This is a genomic window from Mucilaginibacter inviolabilis (genome assembly GCF_011089895.1).
Taxonomy (GTDB): domain Bacteria; phylum Bacteroidota; class Bacteroidia; order Sphingobacteriales; family Sphingobacteriaceae; genus Mucilaginibacter; species Mucilaginibacter inviolabilis.
The window spans coordinates 2,976,023-2,998,493 of the sequence record NZ_JAANAT010000001.1 but is presented as its reverse complement, the minus strand read 5'-3'; the positions used below and the strand labels follow the sequence as shown (position 1 = coordinate 2,998,493).

Below are 22,471 nucleotides of genomic sequence, written 5' to 3'. Positions count from 1 at the left end.
ATGTTTTTAGCGAAAAGAAATTATGAAAAAAATACATTTAAAAGTCATAGTGCCTCTGGTTTTAGTGGCGTTATGCTTAGCATATAGTTGTAAAAAGAACCTGCTGTCTCAAACCCCTGCGGGCCAGTTAACACCTTCTCAGGTTTCCAATGCTGCCGGAGTAAACGGGATTTTAATTGGAGCTTACTCTTTATTAGATGGTGTAGGTGGTATAGGTGGTGGTTCAAACGCTTCCGGTTCAAACTGGATGTTTGGTAGTATAGCCGCAGGTGATGCTTATAAAGGTTCACAACCTTCAGATGGTGGCCAGGATGCATTGCCGGTAGGTAACTTTACTGCTAACACTTCTAATGTTTATGTAAGGGACAGATATACCCTATTGTTTGATGGCGTTGCCAGGTCAAATGATGTGTTACGTACTATCCCACTGGCTAAGGACCTTGCTGCGGCAGATGCTAAAGTTATAGCAGCTGAGGCTAAATTCCTACGCGGCTTTTATTATCTGGAATTAAGAAAAATGTATGGTCAGGTACCATATGCAGATGAAACAACAACTAATTATAACTTACCCAATACTGCAGAAATTTGGCCTAAAATAGAGGCCGATTTTACAGCAGCGATGACCGATTTGCCTGCTACACAGCCACAAGCTGGGCGGGCCAATAGCTGGGCCGCAAAAGCATACCTGGCAAAAACATATATGTTTGAGCACAAATATGACCAGGCACTTACCTTGCTGCGTGATTTAATAGCAAATGGAGTTACTGCACGTGGTCAAAAATATGCGTTAACCCCAATTTTTCAGACAAACTTTAGTCCTGAGGCTTCGCAGAAAAATAGTGCAGAATCAGTATTTGCAGCTCAAAACTCTGTAAATGATGGTGCAAATGGCCAAAATGGTAATGCCGGCGATGATTTGAACTTTCCTTATGGTGGCCCTGGTGGTTGCTGCGGTTGGTTTAACCCTTCACAATCACTAGGTAATTCATTTAAAACCGACGCCAATGGGTTGCCTTTATTTGACACCTTTAATACAGTTGGTCAGGATGTAAGCAATGGCGCTACTCCTTGGACCGGTAATGTTGACCCTCGTTTGGATATCACAGTTGGTCGGCCAAATGTGCCATTTCTTGACTGGGGTAATCCTCCGGCAGGATGGATTCGTGACCCTACAGATGGTGTTTTCAATCCGCGTAAAAATGTTTATTCTCAATCAGAAAAGGGAACAAATTCCGATAATACTCCCGGTGTTTGGAACAACGTACAGTTAACATCAAATAATATTAACCTGATGCGGTTTTCTGATATACTTTTAATGGCAGCTGAAGCTGAAATTGAATCTACTGCCGGTAATCCTGCAAACGCGGTGACCGATGTTAACTTGGTTAGGGCAAGAGCAGCCAATCCAGCCGGTTGGGTTTATAAAAACTCTACTTATGCTCCATCTTCTTCCACCTATACTGTGAATGCTACACCAGCTGATAATTATAAAGTTGGTCAATACCCAGGCGGAGCTTTTGCTGATAAAACTTATGCCCGTAAAGCCATCCATTTTGAAAGGAAATTAGAGCTGGCCATGGAAGGTATGCGTTTCTTTGATTTACAGCGCTGGGATGGTACTTCTGTTGGCTTACCTAATGGTTCAGCAACAGGAGATGGTAGTATGGCTGCTGAGATCAATGCATTTTTTGCCTATGACGTACGAATTAACTCGCAACTGCAGGGCGCTAAATTTACCAAAGGAATAAATGAGTATTATTTTATCCCTCAGTCGCAAATTGACTTGTCAAAATCACTGGCAGGCGGTAACGGTGTATTGGTTCAAAACAAAGGTTATTAATTTAAACCTATTATAATTTATAAAAATGTAATTTTAGGTGGAGATGTTTATCTCCACCTTTTTTATAGCCTGATATTAATTTCATGAAGCATAGTGTCCCCTTTTTATGTCTCTTCGTATGTGCATTTATGGCTTGTAAAAAGCCAACGTTATTTGAAAAAATACCCTCATCATACTCTGGTATCACCTTTAGTAATACTATAGTCGAAAACGAAAAAATAAACCCGCTCACCATGCTTAATATTTATAATGGTGGCGGTGTAGGCATTGGCGATTTTAACAATGATGGGCTGCAGGATATTTATTTTATTGGTAATGCCGTGCCCAATCGTTTATATCTGAATAGGGGTAATATGAAGTTTGAAGACATAACAGCCAAAGCAGGCGTTGGGGGTAAAGGTGGCTGGGGACGTGGCGTTGCCATTGTTGATATAAACAATGATGGGCTGCCAGATATCTATGTATGTAATACTTTATTAGATGATTCTGTTAAAAGAACCAATCTTTTATATGTAAACCAGGGAGTTGGCGCCGATGGTGTGCCCAGGTTTAAAGAGATGGCCAAAGAGTATGGCCTGGATATTAATGTGCATTCTACCATGGCCTCATTTTTTGATTATGATAATGATGGCGATCTGGATATGTACCTTACCGTTAACGAGGCTGTTGCAAGTGATAATCAGAGTACCTTCAGGCCAATTATTACAGATGGTAGTCATCGCAGTACAGGCAGACTTTATCGGAACGACTGGAATCCGGTATTAAAACATGGTGTATTTACTAACGTCTCCAAACAGGCAGGTATCACTATTGAGGGCTATGGTCATGCCGCAAGCATAGCTGATATTAATGGCGATGGCTGGAAGGATATTTATGTTACTAATGACTTTTTACCCAACAATATACTATATATTAATAACCACGATGGCACATTTACAGACAAAACGCAAGAGTATTTTAAACATACCTCTTACAGCGCTATGGGGCAGGATATTGAAGATGTAAATAACGATGGTTTGCCCGATGTTTTTGAGGTTGACATGAACCCAGAAGATAATTATCGGAAAAAGATGTTCATGCCGCCAAACAACTACCAGATATTTCAAAATTTCGATCGGTACAAATATCAGTATCAATATACACGCAATACATTACAGATTAACCAGGGGCCACGGGTAAAGCAAAATGATTCTATTGGCGATCCTGTTTTTAGCGAAATGGCATTTTTAAGTGGCGTTGCCCAAACCGATTGGAGTTGGGGCCCCATGCTTACTGATTTTGACAATGATGGCTACCGCGATCTGGTAATAACAAATGGCTATCCACGTGATGTGACCGATCATGATTTTATTGTATTCAGGCAGCAGGCCTATTCAGTTGCATCAACAAAACAGGTTCTTGGTCAAATCCCTATTGTTAAAATACCCAATTACGCATTCAGAAATACTAATGGATTACAGTTTGAAGATGTAACCAAAAGTTGGGGATTGGATATTCCGTCATTTTCAAACGGAGCTGCCTATGCCGATCTCGATAATGATGGTACTATGGATATGATCATCAATAATATTGATGATGAGGCATTCATCTATAAGAACACCTCCCGTGAAAAGGACAAAAATAATCATCACTATTTACACATACAATTTCACGGAGGCAGTCAAAACCTCAATGGTATAGGAGCGAAGGCCAATATTTACTATGATCACGGCAAACAGCAGGTATATGAAAATATACCATACCGGGGTTACCTATCAACCATACAAAATATTGCCCACTTTGGTTTAGGAAAGATAGCCATGCTTGATTCTGTTGTGATCAGGTGGGATAACGGTAAAAAGCAGGTATTACCAAATGTAAAGGCAGATCAAACGCTTAAGGTAAACATTGCCGATGCTAAAATAAATTATAATTATAACCATCCGGTTATCAATAAATCATCCTTATTTAAGGAGATAACAGCATCCGCAGGTATTGCTTACAAGCATCAGGACAAAGACTATGTTGATTTTAATGTTCAAAAGTTGATACCACATAAGTTATCAGAATATACACCAGCCGTTGCTGTTGGGGATATAGATGGTAACGGATTTGATGATATGGTAATTGGGGGCACAACCCAATATCCTGCTCAGGTATTATTACAGCAGGCCAATGGCAAATTTATACAGCGCGATTTATTGCCGCGAACAAAGGATATGTTGCCAGCGGTTAACCAGATCTCGGCACATAACGACTTTTTATCACAAAAGACCAGGGTTAAGGACGAAGGCATCCTGCTTTTTGATGCTGATGGCGATGGTTATCCCGATTTGTACATAGCTAGTGGTGGTTTCGAAAGTGAATCCGGGTCTACAAATTATCAGGACAGAATTTACCTGAACGACGGGAAAGGAAATTTTAAGCTGCAACCAGATGCCCTGCCCAAAAACTTCACCAGCAAATTATGTGTTAAAGCTGCTGATTTTAACAGGGATGGTAAGCTTGATCTTTTTGTATCCGGTAGGGTTGATCCCTGGAACTATCCTAAACCTGTTTCAAGCTTTATTTTACGTAACGATAGTAAAAAGGGCGTTATTAAATTCACCGATGTATCTGCAACAGCTGCAAAAGCATTAAAGGATATTGGTTTGGTATGTGATGCCACCTTCACCGATTTTAATAATGATGGCTGGCCCGATTTGATAATTACGGGAGAATGGATGCCTATCACTTTCCTGCAAAATGATCATGGCACCTTCAAAAATGTAACCAATAATACCGGCGTCGAAAATAAACTAGGCTGGTGGAACACTATTGCTGCCGGTGATTTTGACCATGATGGCGACATTGATTATATAGTGGGTAACACCGGCCTAAATACTTTTTACAAGGCTACAGATCAGTACCCCATATTTATTACTGCAAAGGATTTTGATAGCAACGGTAGTTATGATGCTTTTCCATCCGTTTTTCTGAAAGATCAGCAGGGAGTAATGAAAGAATTTCCGGTTAATGGGCGCGATGATATCATTAAACAGATGATCGGTATGCGTGTTCGGTACCAGAATTATAAATCTTTGGCTGTAGCTACTATGGATTCGGTGTTAACGCCCGAAATGCGTAAAGGAGCCATAAGATTAAAGGCAAATTATCTGCAGTCGTGCTATTTGCGTAATGATGGCAATGGCAAATTTACTATTATACCATTGCCGCTGGAAGCTCAGATGTCTGAACTATGCGGTATCACCGTTGATGATTTTGATGGTGATGGTAATCTGGATGTAGCCATCAATGGTAATGATTTTGGTACAGAAGTTACCACAGGCCGTTACGACGCCTTTAATGGCCTTATACTCAAAGGCGATGGTAAAGGAGGTTTTAAACCCCTTACATTGCTGCAAAGCGGCCTTTTTATACCGGGTAACGGTAAAGCCCTCGTTAAGTTAAAGGGAGCTAAAGGAAACTATTTACTAGCTGCTACACAGAACCGCGATGTGATGAAACTTTTTGAATTAAAAAGACCAGTTAAAACAGTTAACCTGCAGCCATTGGATATGTATGCGGTTATTAAATACAAAAATGGCAAAATAAGCAGGCAAGAGTTTTACAACGGTAGTTCTTTCTTGTCGCAGTCCGGCAGATTTTTTAATATTGATAACAATATGGCATCGGTAACTATAACTGATAGCTATGGTCACCAAAGAAACATACAGCTCAATTAATCGATATATGAGGCATTTTAAACTAGTTATAGCTGTTACCTGTATTTTTTTTCTTTTTAGTTGCGGCGATAAAAAGAAGGCTGCGTTAATGAAGGATACGGATGTAATACATCAAAACGTTGACCAGCTAACACAAGTAATTATATATGACGTATTTACGCCGCCTGTAGCCAGTCGTATATATGGTTATGCCACGCTTGCAGCGTATGAGGCGGTACGCTATACCAACCCCGATTATAACTCCATTACCGCACAGCTCCGGGGTTTTGGCGAACCACCTAAACCTCAAAAAAATAAAAACTACAATTTTACTTTGGCGGCCACCAAGGCATTTTTTACAGTAGCACATAAGGTTACCTTTTCTGTTGATACCCTGAAAAAGTATGAGAATAAAGTATTTGCCAGCTACAAAGATAACCTTGACGATTCTACTTACGCCCGTTCTATCGCATTTGGCGAGCAAATTGGTAAATACATACTCAAACGAGCCTCTGTCGACAATTATCCACAAACCCGCGGTAAACCCCGGTTTTTAGGTAATGATAACCCCGGTCAATGGCATCCAACACCACCCGATTATCTGGACGGGGTAGAATTCTGCTGGGGCACTATGCACACTTTTGCGGTAGATACCTCAACCAATTTCCCGTTGCCGCCTCCGCCACCTTTTAGTGAGGATAAAAATAGCGCCTATTTTAAACAGAATGTGGAGGTGTATCAACAAAGTAAGAATCTGACCAAAGAACAAATTGATATTGCCAAGTTTTGGGACGATAACCCTTTTGTAATTCAGCATAGCGGGCATGTGATGTTTGCCAATAAAAAGATCACACCCGGTGGTCACTGGATAGGTATTACCGCTATTGCCTGTAAGCAAACCCATGCCGATGTGGTGAAAACGGCACAGGCTTATGCCTTAACGTCTATAGCACTTTTTGACGCGTTTATCTGTGGCTGGCAGGTAAAGTATGATCTGAACTATATCAGGCCGGTGACGGTTATTAATGACAAAATAGACCCTAACTGGTTACCTATGCTGCAAACACCTCCGTTCCCGGAATTTCCGAGCGGGCACAGTGATATCAGCGGTGCATCAGCAGTGATACTAACCCACATTTTTGGCGATAATTTCGCGTATCAGGATACCAGCGACTTGCGGTATATCGGTATGCAGCGCCATTTTGATTCCTTTTTAAAAGCTGCCGACGAAACCTCGGTCAGCCGTTTTTATGGAGGTATACACTATCGTAACAGTGTTGACCAGGGCGCGGTACAAGGTCGGCAGGTAGGTGAATACATTTGGAAAAAACTAAAACTTAAAAAATAGCTAAGATATAATTATATGAGAAGAAGCTATTTTATAACATTCTATATCATATCGTTTGTTGCAGTGTTATCTGGCATAACACTAATGAACAGCTGTAAAAATAAAACCAGGCAACCTTATCAGTTAACGGGTAATGTACTGGTAGATGGGCAAAACCTAGCCCAGGCAAAATGTACAAGCTGTCATGCTTTAGTACCGGCCAATGCCTTAAGTAAAGATGTTTGGGAAAAACATGTATTACCCTATATGGCAGGTTTTATGCACATCTCCATTTATGGGTCGACCTATTATAAACGAAATGTGGCCGATACTGCAGGTGCATCATTACAGGAATGGCTTGCCCTGGTAGCCTATTACAAGAAAGCTGCTCCCGATACGGTTGTTGCGGCACCCAAGCCCACTTCATTGATAAATGATTGGGCTGGTTTTACCCTAAAAACGCCGGCTCCTGTAAACTATAATAGTTTTACCACTATGGTAGCGGTAAACCCATATACACATAAACTGTACAGCGCTGATTTTACCAGCAGCAAACTACTTGGCTGGGACAATAACTTAAAGCCCGATTCTCTGGGTACATTGCCATCACCGGCTGTGAGTGTGAATTTTACAAAGGATACAGCAGGTAACAACGCGGGTTACTTTAGCTGTATAGGACGCCTGGAGCCCGCCGATTTCCCTAACGGTAAAATTGTAAAAGTAAATCTGGACGCCAGGGAACTCAATAACGACCAAACCTTTGTTGCGTCAGACTTGCCCCGGCCTCAGCAAACCGTAGTTGCCGATTTTAATAAAGATGGCCTTACCGACATGGTAGTTTGTGGGACAGGTAAGCTGAAAGGCGGCGTGTTTTTATTAAAACAGAATCCGGATTATACTTATAGTCAGGAAACAATTTATGATAAACCAGGAGCCATTCAGGCGGTTACCGGCGATTTTAATAAAGATGGCTGGCCCGATGTAATGGTACTAATCGGGAGCGGCGATGAAGGTCTCTGGCAGTTTTTGAATGACCATAAAGGAGGTTTCACCAAAAGAAACCTGCTGCGTTTTCCGCCGGTTTATGGCTCATCAAGTTTTCAGCTGGCCGATATGGATCATGATGGCAATCCCGATCTGATCTATACCTGCGGTTATAATTACCATGATTCACGCCGGATAAAGCCCTATCATGGCCTGTATATTTATACTAACACAGGCAACTGGAATTTTAAACAGCGCTGGTTTTATCCCATTAATGGTTGTACTAAAGCCATAGCCGCTGACTTTGATGGGGATGGCGATCTGGACATAGCTACCATAGCCTTTTTTGCCGATATGAAAAACACCCCGGCCGAAGAATTTATTTATTTTGAACAGGTTAAGCCTTTTGATTTTAAGCCACATGCTATTCCGGTAAGCCAATATGGGCATTGGATGTGTATGGAAGTTGCTGATCTGAATAATGATGGCAAGCCGGACATTATATTAGGTAACTACTCGAGCGGTTTTTTATTTATACCCGGGTTTAAACCCGCATGGGATAAAAAGTTACCTTTGATAGTGCTGGAAAACCACATCAAAAAATAAGTATAAAAGCTGCACCCTGTTTGTGTTTGCCAAAATTGAAAAGTGTACATGACTAAAAACTACGGGATGCCGGTAAACAGGTTGTGTTTGCTGAAAGCCATAATGTTAAGTATTGGAATGCTGATCATCAGCTGTTCCGGCAATAACAACAATACCCAAAGCAATAAAGAGTACTTAGCCGATGGGAAAAAGCTGGCCGCGATCCATTGCTCAAGCTGCCACCAACTACCGGATCCTTCGCTATTGGACAGTGCTACCTGGGAAACAGGCATTATGCCTGCAATGGCCCCAAAATTTGGTTTCAAAAGTTTTATGGGTAACTACCTGGTATCGGCAAACACCAGTATGTCCAAGGAAGACTGGTATAAGATACTGGCATATTATAAAAATACATCTCCCAAAAAACTGATCATTCCCAAGCCCACTGCTGTAAAAGACTGGGCAATATTTAGTCTCAGGCAACCCCAAAATACTAATCGTAAAGGTTTGCAGGCCATGACCACCATGGTAGCCTACAATCCGAATGATAACTTCATTTATACAGGTAATGCGGGCAACAATTTGTACAAGTGGAATAGTGATCTGCAAGCAACCCTGGTTAAAAAGTTCCAGTCGCCGGTTACGGATATTAATTTTTTTAAGTCAAAGAACGAACCCAATGGAGCGATCATTACCTGTATAGGTTTTTTGCCCCCAAGCGATGCTTTGAAAGGAAAGCTGATCAATATTAATCTCAATCAACCTGCCAAAAACGATTCCACCTTAATCACTGATAGTTTGCCCAGGCCTGTAAAAAGCGCTTATGCTGATTTTAACCGGGATGGGCTTACTGACTATGTATCCTGCGGTTTCGGGCGCAATAGAGGCGGTTTGTATGTGATGCAACAGCAGGCCGGAGGCCGGTTCACCAAAAAAATATTACGTGCATTACCCGGCGCAACGCAGGTTTTTACCGGCGATTTTAACCACGATGGCTGGCCCGATATTGTCTGCCTTTTTGCCCAGGCCGACGAAGGGATCTGGATGTTCCTGAATGATAAAAAAGGCGGTTTTACCAGTCAAAATTTATTGCGTTTTCCTTCGGTGTATGGCTCAAGTAGTTTTCAACTGATTGATTTTAATCATGATGGCCTGCTGGATATTGTGTATACCTGTGGCGATAACAACGATTTTTCGCCGGTATTTAAACCGTATCATGGGGTGTATATTTTTACCAACCAAGGCAACTGGAAATTTAAGCAGACCTATTTTTACCATATCAACGGCTGCTCAAAGGCTATAGCTGCCGATTTTGACCACGACGGCGACCTTGATATCGCAGTGATCGCTTTCTTTCCCGATTTTAAGTACTACCCAGAAGAAGGTTTTACCTATCATGAGCAAACTACTCCAGGCAAGTTTAAGGTACACGCCCTGCCCATCAATCAATATGGCCGCTGGATAGCGATGGATATAAATGATATCGACCATGATGGTTACCCCGATATTATCCTCGGCAATTTTTCATTTACGGCTAAAGGGTTGATGGTTCAAAAAGATATGGAACCCAATTGGGACCTTTACCAACCTTTTATTGTATTGCATAATGATGCCGGCAAAAGGACTGTTTCAAAGAGCAAATAAAAACTTTTTAAACCTTAAATTTTAACATTTTTCTGGCCAAAAAGGGGCTAAAAACGCTTGAAAATTGATCCAAAACCATCGATTTTAACACTTTTTAACAAATTTAAACGTGGTTTTGAGGGCTTTTTTAAACTTTAAAAAGTATTAAATAATTGATTGTCAAATAACTAAATGTAAAACGACCGTTTTGGGGTCTTGTTTTCTCTTAAATACAACAGCCCGGCTTTCATATCAGAAAGCCGGGCTGTTGCATTTTTATAAATATACGAAAATTTGAGTGGAGATCAAAACCGTTAAATTATTTGTCATCCTGAGCGGAGCGAAGGGTCTATTCTGCGATTCAAAAGTTCAATAACAGATGCTTCGTTCCTCAGCATGACAATTAGATATTCGCTGCCTCAGACTGGAAGCCATGATCACTACGAGGTACGTTGCGCTAATCTCGCGGGAGCGTAAGTTTGATCCTGCGCCCTACCTGCAGTATCTTGTGGTCTTTTTCCAGTTTCTTCAATAACCGGGATATCACTTCCCTGGAAGTGGCCAGGTCGGCGGCGATATGCTGGTGGGTGATCATGAGTTCGGCCGATTTGGCGATGTTCGCCTTGGTTTTTAAATATTGTAACAAACGGTCTTCCAGGTTATAGCAAATTACCTGTTTGGTGGTTTCCAGCAGGTCGTTATAATGTTTCTGATATTCGTGCAGTATCATCTCGCTAAACGCCGGATATTTCAACAGCCATTCCCGGGCTTTATAAATGGGTACCAGCAAAAGGAGCGACTCCTCCTCGGTAATGCCAGAAAAGCTCACTTCCTTTTCATTAAACAAATGGGCAAAGCTAAAAATACAGGTAGAACCCGGGTTAATATAATACAGGAGGAAAGGCAGACCATCCTCCTCGCTGTAAACTTTTACCGTTCCGCTGATCAGAATAGGTAAACTCCGAACCAGCTGACCTTGTTTTACCACGTACTCATCCGGTCCAAATGATTGGAGCTTGCCAAAGCTAATCAATTCGCCAAGCAAGTCTTTCCCAAATTCGGCCAGGCATTGGCTTACCAGGTGGGTTTGAAATTCATCCATTTTTGTTGCAGTTCACTGTCTGCAGCAAATTTACCTTGTTGTAGCGGTGCCCGCTTATTTTTTCCAATAATTATTCGCGGCAGCAATGGTGGCAAATTCAATAGCCACGGTTTGGCCTATGGCAATAAGCATGGCAGCGTCTTCCGCGTAAATGGGTCTTAATCTTTCGCGCACTGCCGCATCGGGTTGGGTAGCTTTAATCACCAGGCGCGATATTTTAATGGCTAATGCCCGGCCTTCTTCCGGCGTTTCGGTTATCAGGGAATTACCGGGTATGAGTTGTACACTGTCTGACATAATTCAAATAAGTTAAATGATGAATGTTTATTGATCAAAGTAAGTGCATGCATGTCGCAAAATTGGTGACTTTAGTTACAATCCGAGATTTTTATTGGTTGTATTCTTTTTGTCACATTTTATGCTGACTAAACTGCTGCGTTGCCGCCATCAATACAAAACCTAACTTTGTTTATAAAATATGAATACTGCTGATATACTAATCGTAGGCGCCGGCGCAGCCGGACTGATGGCTGCCCGTGAACTGGCCAATGCCGGTAAAAAAGTAATAGTCCTGGAAGCAGATAACCGTATCGGCGGCCGGATATATACGCAACACGATGCCGTTACCGGGAAACATATAGAATTGGGCGCCGAATTTGTGCACGGCGATCTGCCGGTTACCCTTGGCTTATTAAATGAGGCTGGCATCCCATACCGTTCCGCGTCGGCAAGTATGGTACAGTACAACGAGGGTGTATTTAGTGAAGATGAATCATTTATTGAACATTGGGACCTGCTTATCGACAAATTGAACAGCCTGCAGCAGGATACCAGCATCGAGGAATTGATGTTGAAGGAGTTCCCCGGTGATGAATATAACCGGATGAGGGCATCGGTACGGCAATTTGTATCGGGCTATGATACCGGTGATCCGCAGAAAGCCAGTTGTTTTGCCTTAAGGAAAGAATGGCAAAGTGATGATGATAATGCCCAGCATCGTGTAGAAGGAGGATATGTGAGTTTGATGGATTTCCTGGCCCGTGAGTGCAGAGCCGGAGGCAAAATATTACTGAATACCATTGTAAAAGATATTTACCTGGAACCCGGGAAGGTGAGCGCGATTACAGTTGGTGGTACAGCCTTCCACGCCCAACGGATGATACTGGCTGTTCCGCTGGGTGTTTTGAAGGCAGGCAATGGACAAACGGGTGCGATAACTTTTTATCCGCCGCTTAAAGCGCATGCAGAGGCTATACAACAGATGGGCTTTGGCGCGGTGATCAAAATATTATTGGAGTTTGACGAGCCTTTCTGGTACAGTAAACAAACCGAGGAACGCATTGGCCGGAGCCTTGACCAGATGGGCTACCTGCTTTCGGGGGAAGAAATACCCACCTGGTGGACACAGTTTCCCGAACAGTCCAGCGTATTTACCGGCTGGATAGGAGGGCCGGATGCAGAAGCAAAAAAAGAGATGACCGATGAGAATATATTGATGCAGGGCTTGCAATCACTCGCCAATATTTTCCGGTTGGGTGTGGAGGAGTTACAACAAAGACTTAAAACATGGAAAGTAGTGAACTGGACAGCCAAACCCTTTACGCAGGGTTCCTACGCTTATGATACCATTAATGCGTCTGCCTGTCGCCGCACGCTGAATACCCCGGTTGATGGTACCCTGTTTTTTGCCGGTGAATATCTTTACGAAGGCACCGCCATGGGTACGATAGAGGCGGCCCTAACTAGTGGAAGGGATGTGGCGGAGGTGATTCAGGATACGATATCTGGTTAAGGAGAATAGTAAGACTTTAAGAGAAGAGTCAGACTTGCGAAGTTTTTAAAACTTCGCAAGTCTTAAAGGATTTCGAATGGAGAGAGAAATCTTCTGCACAATGCCTTGCCAATTTTATAAGATTTCTCTCTCCGTTCGAAATGACAATCTTGTCCAGAAGAGTAGGCTTCGATCTCCTGTATAAGGATCATCAAACCGATACCTCGCCCTGTTCCAGCTTAGCTACAAACCGCTGAATTCTTCTTTCCCTTGTTTCGGGTGTTTTGGCCTGATGCAAATGGTAGTATATGATAAAAAGATTATTCTTGTTGAGGGTATCAAAAAAGGCTTTAGCTTTTTTATTGTTGTTTAACGCTTCCATAAAATCCTCGGGAATAATCACCTCCCGTTGTGGTGCATAGGCTTTTTCCCATCGACCATCAGCCTTGGCCATATCTACCTGCGCAATACCCTGCGGACGCATTTTTCCGCTGGTGACAAGTCGTTGGATATGTTCTGTGTTCCGGTACGACCAAGTACTTCTAGCCCTTCTGGGCGTGAATTTTTGAATAAAGGATACCTCGTCCAGCTTTTTTTTAATCCCATCTATCCATCCAAAACAAAGAGCGACATCTAAGGCCATCGCATAGTTGATAGATTTTATGCCCGAATCCTTTTTGAATATTTTCAGCCAGATGCCATCTGTATTTTCATGGTTCTTATCCAGCCATTTTTCCCATTGTCCGGAGGTTTTAAAAGAAAGTACCTGCAGCTCTTTGTTTGATGAAGGAATTGTTTGTTTCATGAAACAAAGAAAACCAGGCCGCATGACAGCCCTATGTCAGTAGTGCACAAAGAAATTTCAGCCAGGCATGGTGCAGAAACCCCTTCCTTCCCTTCCCGAGGGAAGGAATCGCACGGAGCCGGGGCTTTTAAAATGCATTGCTTTTTCATTCCCTCCCCACGGGAGGGGTTGCGTTTGGCTTGCGCGTTGGCAGGGAGGGGTTTATACGCCCGACATCAATTAACATACATGCACTCAGGCCCCAAACTGCCGTAAATGGTGGTCGGTATGTTTATAAGCCATATATCCAATCTGCTCCTCGGTCATGTTACCAAAAAAAGGATGTATGAAACCGGGATTGGAAAAATTGGCGTAATTCCGGATCTTGGTGATCCATGCTGTCCGCTCCGATCCCATGTCACCATTACTGGTAATTCTAAGTTCAGGAAGAGTAGGAGTGTTCCTGGCCAGGGGCGATTCTTCTTTCATTACTTTGCGTAAGGCCATTTTGCCAAAAATACGACCGATAAATGCTTGTTTGTATTTCTGTTTACCCTGCATCATGTCTTCCCAAAGACTACAGTGCCTTACCATTTGATATACATTCATTTTGCCCCATTGCGCCTTGCTGCCGGTGTTTAATGAATTCACCCTGTTGATGAGTTCATCTCTTGTTTGCTGATCAAAGATGGATTTCATAACCTAAGATTCAATTTGTGCCAGTGAAAACCAATTGCCGGAGTCATCTGTGAACAGGGCTTCATAGCCATAAAACTCCTTTGTTGGCACCTTTTTGAATACCACGCCTTTGGCCTTTAATTCTTCGTATGTGGCCAGCAGGTCGTGACAGGTAAATACGGCTGCCCCAAACGTTCCTTTCTGGATAAGGTGGGTCATGGTTTGTACCGTTTCCTTATCAAACATGCCACCTTCGGCAACCAGGAACAGGGTTATTTCCAGTTCGGGTTGTTCGGGCGGGGTTACGGTGAGCCAGCGGGCACCTTCGCCCATGGGGGCATCGGTATGTACTTTAAAGCCCAGTTTGTTTACATAAAAATCATATGCACGGTTCTGATCAAGAACATAAATGCACATGTGCGTTACTTTGGTGATCATTTTTTGTATGTATTTGGTTAGCAATACAAACATGGGCAATGCATCACACTATTACCTCTTGAAAATTGCTATTTTTTGATGTACCCATGAGATTCCGCAAAACAATTAGGAACAGCAGATAAGGGATTGGCGCTAATAGCTTGCTGCTTTGCTTTTTGGCTGTTTTGAAATACTGAGGGTGTTTTACCTACCATTTTTTTAAAAGTGGCTGTAAATGATGTAGGACTGTCAAAACCGATGCTTGCACAAACATCCATGATGCTATTGCCTTCGGCCAGTAATAAGCGGGCTTTGTCTATCCGCACCTGGGTAAGATAATGATGCGGGGTTTTGCCGTATATGGATTTAAAAAGCCTGATGAAATGATATTTGGAGAAACAGGCCTCATCGGCAATGTTGGAAACGTCGATATTTTCGGAGAAATGACTGTCGATGAATAGCTTGGCCTGTACTATCCGTTTGTACAAATACATTTTCTCGTACTGTTCCATGGGTTTAAATTAAGTATTCTGAACCAGAATTTACGGAATTTAAGAATTAACAGAATAATAAACTCTATTGCCGAATCAAGAATTAAAAATAAATCGGATATCGAACATCCGATATCCGAAATCAAGATACTTTCCAGTAATTGCCTGATACGATGATCATGTCCAGCATTTTGATGCTGTTATCGTAATAGTCGTAATCTTTGAGTTTAAAGGCCACTAGGTAGTCCCATAGCTTATTGAGCCATTGCTGATTACTTTGATCAACTGTGGCTGATACGGCGAAAGGGGCTATAAAGCTTAAAGCTTCAAAATACCGCCCTTTGATATCATTACCCGCCAGGGTATATCCTGCCGAAATATTATCGGGATTGCCTTGAGTGGTTTCGCGGATCCAATGGTTTATCTTATCAACAAAAGTTTTGGAGCGTTTGTCGCCATACAGCAAATAATCGCTGGCAATGCGCCACGGTACACGGCAGGCATTGTAGTTATAATAACCATCGTATGGCGATTCGAGGTAGTTGCGTTGTGCCGGGTGAGGGGTTTTGTTGATACCGCGGATGAAATCTGGCACCAGGCCGGCGTCGGGGCTGTATCGGGCTTGTACGGCCTCAAAGAGGCGATAATTATTATCAGTTACTGATTTCCATTTGCCGTTATGTAAAGTGGCTTCAAAGGCTTTAAAATGTGCCGGCATAAAGTCGGATGAGCGGGTGTCGAAGTAATCGGCGCTATCATATTCGATGGCATCGCTCAGCAAGACAGAGTAGGTTTTGGGGTTGATCTCGTGCTGCATGACGGCCGCTATGATATTTTGCGCTTCGTGGAGATAGTTGATGCTCCCGGTGTTGCCCCATTGTTTGGCGGCCAACAGCAGGGAATAGGCAATATCCATATCGCCATCGGTAGCGGTACTGCGGTCGAGATCCTTACAACCTTTCACCTGGGCCCAGGCCATGAGGTAGGGAGAAGTTTTGGCGGGGTGTGCTTTGTAATATTGGTAAAGACCATCAAAAGTATGCTGCGCTGATGGATCATAACCAGCCATCAGCGCAGTAATGACCATGCCATAACCCTGGCCTTCGGATACACTCTCTTTGCCCTTTCTTTCAAACCAGATATAGTATTGATCTGGACTACAGGCGGGTTTTACATAGCGTTTTTTCCACTGATCGTAAAACGCCTCTACCTGTTTGTCCAGTTGTTGTTGGGATAGGTGGTTGGGTTTTATGGTGCCTTTGGTGTAGGGATAATGCTGAGGAAAGGGCATAGCGGGTTGACTCACCCGACCATCGCTGCGCTTGGTCACCCTCTCTTCGCCTGCGGCGGAAAGAGGGGATTTGAGAATGATCGTAAACAAAAATAATAACAAACAAATTCCCCACCCTCTTTGCCGCGAAGCGAAAGAGAGGGTCGTCCAGCGGAGCGCAGACGGGGTGAGTCGTCTGTGTGTTGTATTAAACCACCTGTTCCAGTAATTCTTCAAAATGTTCTTCTTCCATGCACATTTGGTTCTCGGCAAAATATAGTTTTAAGCACGACAGGAAATTCTGGATAACCGGGTTGTCCTTACAGGTAGCGGCATACCAGGTGCGTTTGGCCACGCTGTGGTGCAGGGGTTTGGCTACTACGTTTCTGTTGGCCAGGTAAGGTTTTACTATCCAGTCGGCCATTACGCTGATGCCTAGTCCTGCATTTACCATTTCGATGGTGGCATCGGTATAGTGGATTCGGTTGAGTGTTTTGGGTTTTACGTGTTGGTCCTGTATCAGGGTTTCAATAAGTGGGGTATCCTGGTAGCTGGGATCGTAAAGAGCCAGGATCAGGTCCTGATCCTGAAAATCGCAGATATTGATCACATCCTTTTTGGCAAGCGGATGATCAATCGGTAATATAACATTCAGGCGGTCCTCGAAAATAGCCTCATAGGTTATCTTCGTATTTATCATTTGGGTGCGAACGATGCCCAGGTCAAGATCACCACGCATCAGGTATTCCAGCGGGCGACGGGTTGCATCTGATACAATATTGATTTGAATATCGGGCCATTGGCTTTTAAAATCTTTAATAACTCCCGGTAACCAGTGGTAAGCGGTATAGCACTGCATGCTGATATTCAGCTTGCCGGTTTTACCGTTCTTGTAATTGCGGATATCCTCTTCCATCGACCGTATTTCGGCGATGATCTTCTCCGAACTGCGCAAAAAGCGATAGCCAATCTCAGACAAATGTAATTTTTTGCCTTCCCGATGAAAAACTTCGATATCCAGCTCCTTTTCCAGTTCCTTTAACTGGTGGCTCAGTGCCGACTGGGTAAGATGCAGCGTAGCGGCTGCTTTAGTTAAAGTTCCCTCTTTTGATATGGTATCAACTAAGCGGAAATGGTGGAGTGCTATATTCATTATGAATTTTGCTAATGATTATGACAAAATTAATTCATTTTTTTCATAGATCCTATAGCCCTACCTTTGCCGTGTATAAAATACACAATATGTATAATCTACCTTCAAAACAACTACTTCTGTTTTTAGGTGTTTTATTTGTCTACCAGGCTCAGGCTCAGCAAAAAGTTTTAAACATCAAAGATGCTGAACAAATGGCACTCGCTAATTACGGTACCATCAAATCCAAAGCTAATCAGTTAAACGCTGCTAAGGCATACTTAAAAGAAACACGTACAGAATATTTACCGGATGTAAGCATCTCGGCACAACAGGATTACGGAACTGCCAACGGTCAAAACGGACCTTTGTATGGTTACCGTGGTTTATCCGTAGCATCATCAGGCCCGGCCCAGGCCAAACAAAACTGGAACGCGGCATTCGGGTCATTGTATTTAAGCAATGTAAGCTGGGACTTCTTCAGCTTTGGCAAATCACATGAACGTATCAAGGTTCAAAAGAACATCGTTAACCGTGAACAAGCCGACCTTACACAAGAGCAATTTCAACACGAAGTTCGCGTGGCCAGCACCTATTTAAATTTACTGGCAGCCCAGCAATTAGAAAAAGCCCAGCAGGATAACCTGAATAGGGCCATGGATCTGCAAAAAGTGGTAGTGGCCCGTGTACGGAATGGTTTAAATCCGGGTGTCGATTCGGCTTTGGCCAACGCGGAGGTATCCAACGCCAAAATCTCGCTGACCAATACGCAGCAAACCGTACAAGATCAGAGCAACCAGCTTTCGGTGTACCTGGGTATCCCGGCGCAGGACTTTTTGCTCGATAGCGCTTTTGTTACCAAGCTGCCTACCACGCTGGAAGCCTTAAGCTCGGTACAACTGGCAGATCATCCGCAATTACGCTACCTGCAAAACCGCATCGGCGTAAGTGACGAACAGGCCAAATACCTGAGAACTTTCAGCTACCCTACATTTACCTTGTTTGGCGTATACCAGGGCAGAGGCTCTGGTTTTAATTATGATTATACCACCAACCCCAACAGCGTTAACAGCAGTTACGGTGCGGGCGCCAACCCAACCAGGTACAATTACCTGTTTGGCGTGGCCATGGTTTGGAATATTACCAGTCCGTTCAGGGTGCATTACCAGGTGCAATCACAAAAGTATACGTCAGAACAATTTAAAAATGATTACGACCTGGTGGAGCAGCAACTGACAGCACAGCTGGCACTGGCCCAAACCCGTATTGGTAACTCCTTGAAAAACTATCGTGAAGTACCGGTTGAGGTTTCGGCCGCGAGCGATGCTTACAAGCAAAAATATACTTTGTATAAAAACGGGCTGGCCAACATTGTTGATTTTACCCAGGCCCTTTATACACTGAACCGTGCCGAGGTTGATCGTTATATTGCCTTAAACAATGTATGGCAGGCCCTGCTGTTTAAATCGGCAGCTACAGGCGATTTCGGCATATTCATTAATAATTTTTAATAACAGTAATACACATTTATAATGGGAATGATCAAAGGGGCGCTACAAAAACCAATTACCATATTGGTTATAGTTGCCGGACTGTTTTTTTTCGGGATCAATGCGGTACGTACCATCAAGATAGATATCTTTCCTGATTTGAACCTGCCGGTTATCTACATATCCCACCCTTACGGAGGTTTTACCCCCGACCAGATGGAGGCTTATTTTGGTAAGCAATATGTGAACCTGCTGCTCTTTGTTTCGGGTGTAAAAACTATCGAAACCAAAAACGTACAGGGTTTAACACTGATAAAAGTTACTTTTTACGAAGGTACCAATATGGCACAGGCCGCGGCGGAGGTCACGGCGTTCACCAACAGGGCCCAGTCGGCATTCCCGCAGGGCTCGCAGCCTCCGTTTATTTTGAGGTTTGATGCCTCCACACTACCCGTTGGTCAGTTGGTACTCAGTAGTCCCACACGGTCCAACAACGAGTTGCTTGATTTTGCGTTGGTTTATGTAAGGTCGGCATTTACATCAGTTCCCGGTCTGGTAGCACCGGCTCCTTTTGGTGGTAATCAGCGTACCGTGGTGATCAAGGTTGATCCGGGATTGCTGCGCTCGCACAATTTAACGCCTGACCAGATCGTGGCCGCTTTGCGCGAAAATAATCAGAACACCCCCGCTGGTAACGTACGTATAGGCGACTATAACTACCTTGCCCCAGCAAATACCACCATTAAAAAGATCCCCGATTTTGGTAATATCCCATTATACAAAAACGGTGTACAAACGGTTTTTTTACATGATGTGGCTACTGTGGAAGACGGTGCGGATATCACCAATGGTTATGCGCTTATTAACGGAAAGCGTTCGGTTTACCTGCCTATTACCAAATCGGCCACAGCCTCAACCTGGGATGTGGTTCAGAATTTGAAAAAAGCATTGCCTCGTTTCCAGGCCTTGGTTCCTGATGACGTGAAACTGTCGTTCGTGTTTGACCAGTCGGTTTATGTAATCAACGCGGTGAAAAGTTTGGCCGAAGAAGGCGCCATAGGTGCGGTACTAACCGGTTTAATGGTATTGCTGTTCCTGGGTGATAAACGCGGTGCATTAATCGTAATATTAACTATACCAACCTGTATTATATCGGCTATATTTTTCCTTTCGCTTTTCGGACAGACAATCAATATCATGACGCTGAGCGGTTTGTCGCTGGCCATTGGTATCCTGGTGGATGAGTCGACGGTAACGATCGAGAATATTCACCAGCACTTTGATATGGGTAAACCAAAAGCTTTGGCTATATGGGATGCCTGTAAGGAGATCGCTTTCCCTAAATTGCTGATCCTGTTTTGTATCCTGGCGGTGTTTGCACCGGCCTTTACCATGAAAGGCATTCCGGGAGCGTTGTTCCTGCCGCTGGCATTGGCTATTGGTTTCTCCATGATCGTATCATACTTCCTGGCGCAAACCTTTGTACCTATCATGGCCAACTGGATCATGGTGAACAAACATGAAGATCACAGCAATCCCGATGGTTTTGCTTTGGAGGATGAAGGCGAACCATGGGAGCAAAAAGAAAAGGCCATGAAAAGGGCTTTGGAACATACCGGTAAGGAAGTAACCCGTTTTGATAAGTTCAGGGATAGCTTTATGCGCCTGATGGACAGGATGATGCCTAACCGGAAAATTCTGGTGACCATTTATGTTATTACTGCCTGCGGTTTAGCCTTTTTACTCCTGAACATTATTGGCCGCGACGTATTACCTAAGGTAAACTCCGGCACCTTCCAGGTACGTTTACGTGCACCTGATGGTACCCGTTTGGAACGTACCGAGATAGAAGTGGTGAAAGCTCAACGTATATTGGGTAACATTGTAGGTAAAAACCATATTGCTATTACCTCTACCATGGTAGGTACACACCCTTCGTCGTTCTCTACCAACCCGATATATATGTTCATGGCCGGGCCGCAAGAAGCGGTTATGCAGGTGAGCTTAACCGAAGACTATAAAGTGAACCTGGACGATCTGAAAGAAAAATTCAGAGATTCCATAGCACAAAGAATGCCCGGCATAAAAATATCATTTGAGCCGATAGAATTGACAGACAAGATCCTGAGCCAGGGATCGCCTACGCCTATAGAGGTGGCTTTAACTGGTAAAAACAAAAAACAGAATCAGGAATATGCCTTTAAGGTGTTAGATAAATTAAAACAGATTAAATATTTACGCGATGCACAGATAGGTCAGTCGTTTAACTATCCATCATTGGATATTACTATCGACAGGCAAAGAGCGGCACAACTGGGTGTGGGTTTAAATGATATTTCCCGCTCATTGATCGCTTCAACCTCATCATCAAGGTTTACCGAAAAAAATAACTGGATTGATGAGCGTGCCGGCCTGAGCTACCTGGTACAGGTACAGATACCTGAGTATCAAATGGCCAGCCTGAATGATGTAAAGGAGATTCCTGTATTAGCTAACCAGGCACGCCCAACATTGGGTGATGTGGCTGATGTAAAAACCGGCCTGGCTAATGGCGAAGATGACAACATCGGCGCTATACCTACACTGTCGGTTACTGCCAATATCAACAAAAAAGATTTGGGTACAGCTACGCATGATGTGCAGGAAGCTATTAAATCCATCGGCAAATTACCGCACGGTTTAACTATTGAAATGCGCGGTCTGAGCCAAACGCTAACCGATACGTTGGATAGTTTACAATCGGGTTTGGTGGTAGCTATTATCGTGATATTCCTGATGCTGGCAGCCAACTTCCAGTCGTTTAAAATGTCATTCGTAGTATTATCAACGGTGCCGGCGGTATTGTTCGGATCGTTACTGCTGGTTAAAATAACCGGGGCAACGCTAAACTTACAATCGTACATGGGTATGATCATGTCGGTGGGTGTATCCATATCCAACGCGGTATTGCTGATAACCAACGCCGAAGAGTTGCGTAAACATAATGGCGACGCGTTGAAAGCCGCCCGCGAAGCTGTAGCTTTGCGTTTGCGCCCTATATTAATGACCAGTTTAGCGATGGTTGTAGGTATGATCCCGATGGCATCCGGCCTGGGTGAAGGTGGTGATCAGACATCGCCGCTTGGCCGCGCGGTTATTGGCGGACTTATTGCTTCAACATTTGCAGCCCTGTTAATATTACCATTGGTTTTTGCCTGGGTACAAGGTAATGCCAGCACACAATCAGTATCATTAGACCCAGAAGATAAAGAAAGTAAATTTTATGTCCCTTTGCATCATCATGAAAAAGCTTAA

The 22,471-nt window shown here is 43.5% G+C and carries 16 protein-coding genes; 8 read left to right on the top strand and 8 right to left on the bottom strand.

Features of this window, described 5'->3' with window-relative positions; genetic code table 11:
• Nucleotides 1-22 precede the first annotated feature (22 nt).
• The 5 genes from G7092_RS12235 (at nucleotide 23) to G7092_RS12215 (ending at nucleotide 10,063) form a co-directional block, all read left to right on the top strand.
• Nucleotides 23-1,840 (top strand): RagB/SusD family nutrient uptake outer membrane protein, encoded by a 1,818-nt coding sequence (locus G7092_RS12235; RefSeq protein ID WP_166089645.1) that lies wholly within the window; start codon nucleotides 23-25, stop codon nucleotides 1,838-1,840.
• Nucleotides 1,841-1,923: 83 nt separating this feature from the next.
• Complete coding sequence (locus G7092_RS12230) at nucleotides 1,924-5,544, top strand: VCBS repeat-containing protein (protein ID WP_166089643.1); 3,621 nt, start codon at nucleotides 1,924-1,926, stop codon at nucleotides 5,542-5,544.
• Between the two features lie 88 nt (nucleotides 5,545-5,632).
• Nucleotides 5,633-6,871 carry a vanadium-dependent haloperoxidase gene (locus G7092_RS12225; protein WP_235953817.1) on the top strand — a complete coding sequence of 413 codons (1,239 nt, stop codon included), beginning with the start codon at nucleotides 5,633-5,635 and terminating at the stop codon, nucleotides 6,869-6,871.
• Nucleotides 6,872-6,955: 84 nt separating this feature from the next.
• Complete coding sequence (locus G7092_RS12220; RefSeq protein ID WP_166089640.1) at nucleotides 6,956-8,440, top strand: FG-GAP repeat domain-containing protein; 1,485 nt, start codon at nucleotides 6,956-6,958, stop codon at nucleotides 8,438-8,440.
• 48 nt (nucleotides 8,441-8,488) lie between these two features.
• Nucleotides 8,489-10,063, top strand: coding sequence for an FG-GAP-like repeat-containing protein (locus G7092_RS12215; RefSeq protein ID WP_166089638.1), 1,575 nt, complete (start codon nucleotides 8,489-8,491; stop codon nucleotides 10,061-10,063).
• 436 nt (nucleotides 10,064-10,499) lie between these two features.
• Here G7092_RS12215 and G7092_RS12210 read toward each other — a convergent pair whose 3' ends face one another.
• Both G7092_RS12210 and G7092_RS12205 read right to left on the bottom strand, forming a co-directional pair.
• Nucleotides 10,500-11,144, bottom strand: coding sequence for a Crp/Fnr family transcriptional regulator (locus G7092_RS12210; protein WP_166089636.1), 645 nt, complete (start codon nucleotides 11,142-11,144; stop codon nucleotides 10,500-10,502).
• A 54-nt stretch (nucleotides 11,145-11,198) separates the two neighbouring features.
• A complete protein-coding gene (locus G7092_RS12205; protein ID WP_166089634.1) occupies nucleotides 11,199-11,441 on the bottom strand; it encodes a hexameric tyrosine-coordinated heme protein in 243 nt (80 codons plus the stop codon).
• 181 nt (nucleotides 11,442-11,622) lie between these two features.
• Here G7092_RS12205 and G7092_RS12200 point away from each other — a divergent pair, with 181 nt between their 5' ends.
• On the top strand, nucleotides 11,623-12,936 hold the full coding sequence (locus G7092_RS12200) for a flavin monoamine oxidase family protein (protein ID WP_166089632.1): 1,314 nt from the start codon (nucleotides 11,623-11,625) through the stop codon (nucleotides 12,934-12,936).
• A 190-nt stretch (nucleotides 12,937-13,126) separates the two neighbouring features.
• On the opposite strand, the gene G7092_RS12195 is transcribed toward G7092_RS12200, so the two are convergent.
• The 6 genes from G7092_RS12195 to G7092_RS12170 all read right to left on the bottom strand — a co-directional run bounded on the left by G7092_RS12195 (nucleotide 13,127) and on the right by G7092_RS12170 (nucleotide 17,708).
• Nucleotides 13,127-13,720 (bottom strand): YdeI/OmpD-associated family protein, encoded by a 594-nt coding sequence (locus tag G7092_RS12195; RefSeq protein WP_166089630.1) that lies wholly within the window; start codon nucleotides 13,718-13,720, stop codon nucleotides 13,127-13,129.
• Between the two features lie 234 nt (nucleotides 13,721-13,954).
• The gene (locus G7092_RS12190) at nucleotides 13,955-14,398 is read right to left on the bottom strand and encodes a DUF1569 domain-containing protein (RefSeq protein ID WP_166089628.1); all 444 of its coding nucleotides are present in this window, start codon (nucleotides 14,396-14,398) and stop codon (nucleotides 13,955-13,957) included.
• A gap of 3 nt (nucleotides 14,399-14,401) precedes the next feature.
• Nucleotides 14,402-14,815 carry a VOC family protein gene (locus tag G7092_RS12185; protein WP_166089626.1) on the bottom strand — a complete coding sequence of 138 codons (414 nt, stop codon included), beginning with the start codon at nucleotides 14,813-14,815 and terminating at the stop codon, nucleotides 14,402-14,404.
• A 68-nt stretch (nucleotides 14,816-14,883) separates the two neighbouring features.
• Complete coding sequence (locus G7092_RS12180) at nucleotides 14,884-15,306, bottom strand: helix-turn-helix domain-containing protein (protein ID WP_166089623.1); 423 nt, start codon at nucleotides 15,304-15,306, stop codon at nucleotides 14,884-14,886.
• 121 nt (nucleotides 15,307-15,427) lie between these two features.
• Nucleotides 15,428-16,666 (bottom strand): family 8 glycosyl hydrolase, encoded by a 1,239-nt coding sequence (locus tag G7092_RS12175; RefSeq protein ID WP_166089621.1) that lies wholly within the window; start codon nucleotides 16,664-16,666, stop codon nucleotides 15,428-15,430.
• 97 nt (nucleotides 16,667-16,763) lie between these two features.
• On the bottom strand, nucleotides 16,764-17,708 hold the full coding sequence (locus tag G7092_RS12170; protein ID WP_166089619.1) for a LysR family transcriptional regulator: 945 nt from the start codon (nucleotides 17,706-17,708) through the stop codon (nucleotides 16,764-16,766).
• An 89-nt stretch (nucleotides 17,709-17,797) separates the two neighbouring features.
• Between G7092_RS12170 and G7092_RS12165 the strand changes: the two genes are divergently transcribed.
• A complete protein-coding gene (locus G7092_RS12165) occupies nucleotides 17,798-19,198 on the top strand; it encodes a TolC family protein (protein ID WP_166089618.1) in 1,401 nt (466 codons plus the stop codon).
• Nucleotides 19,199-19,219: 21 nt separating this feature from the next.
• Nucleotides 19,220-22,471 (top strand): efflux RND transporter permease subunit, encoded by a 3,252-nt coding sequence (locus G7092_RS12160; RefSeq protein WP_166089617.1) that lies wholly within the window; start codon nucleotides 19,220-19,222, stop codon nucleotides 22,469-22,471.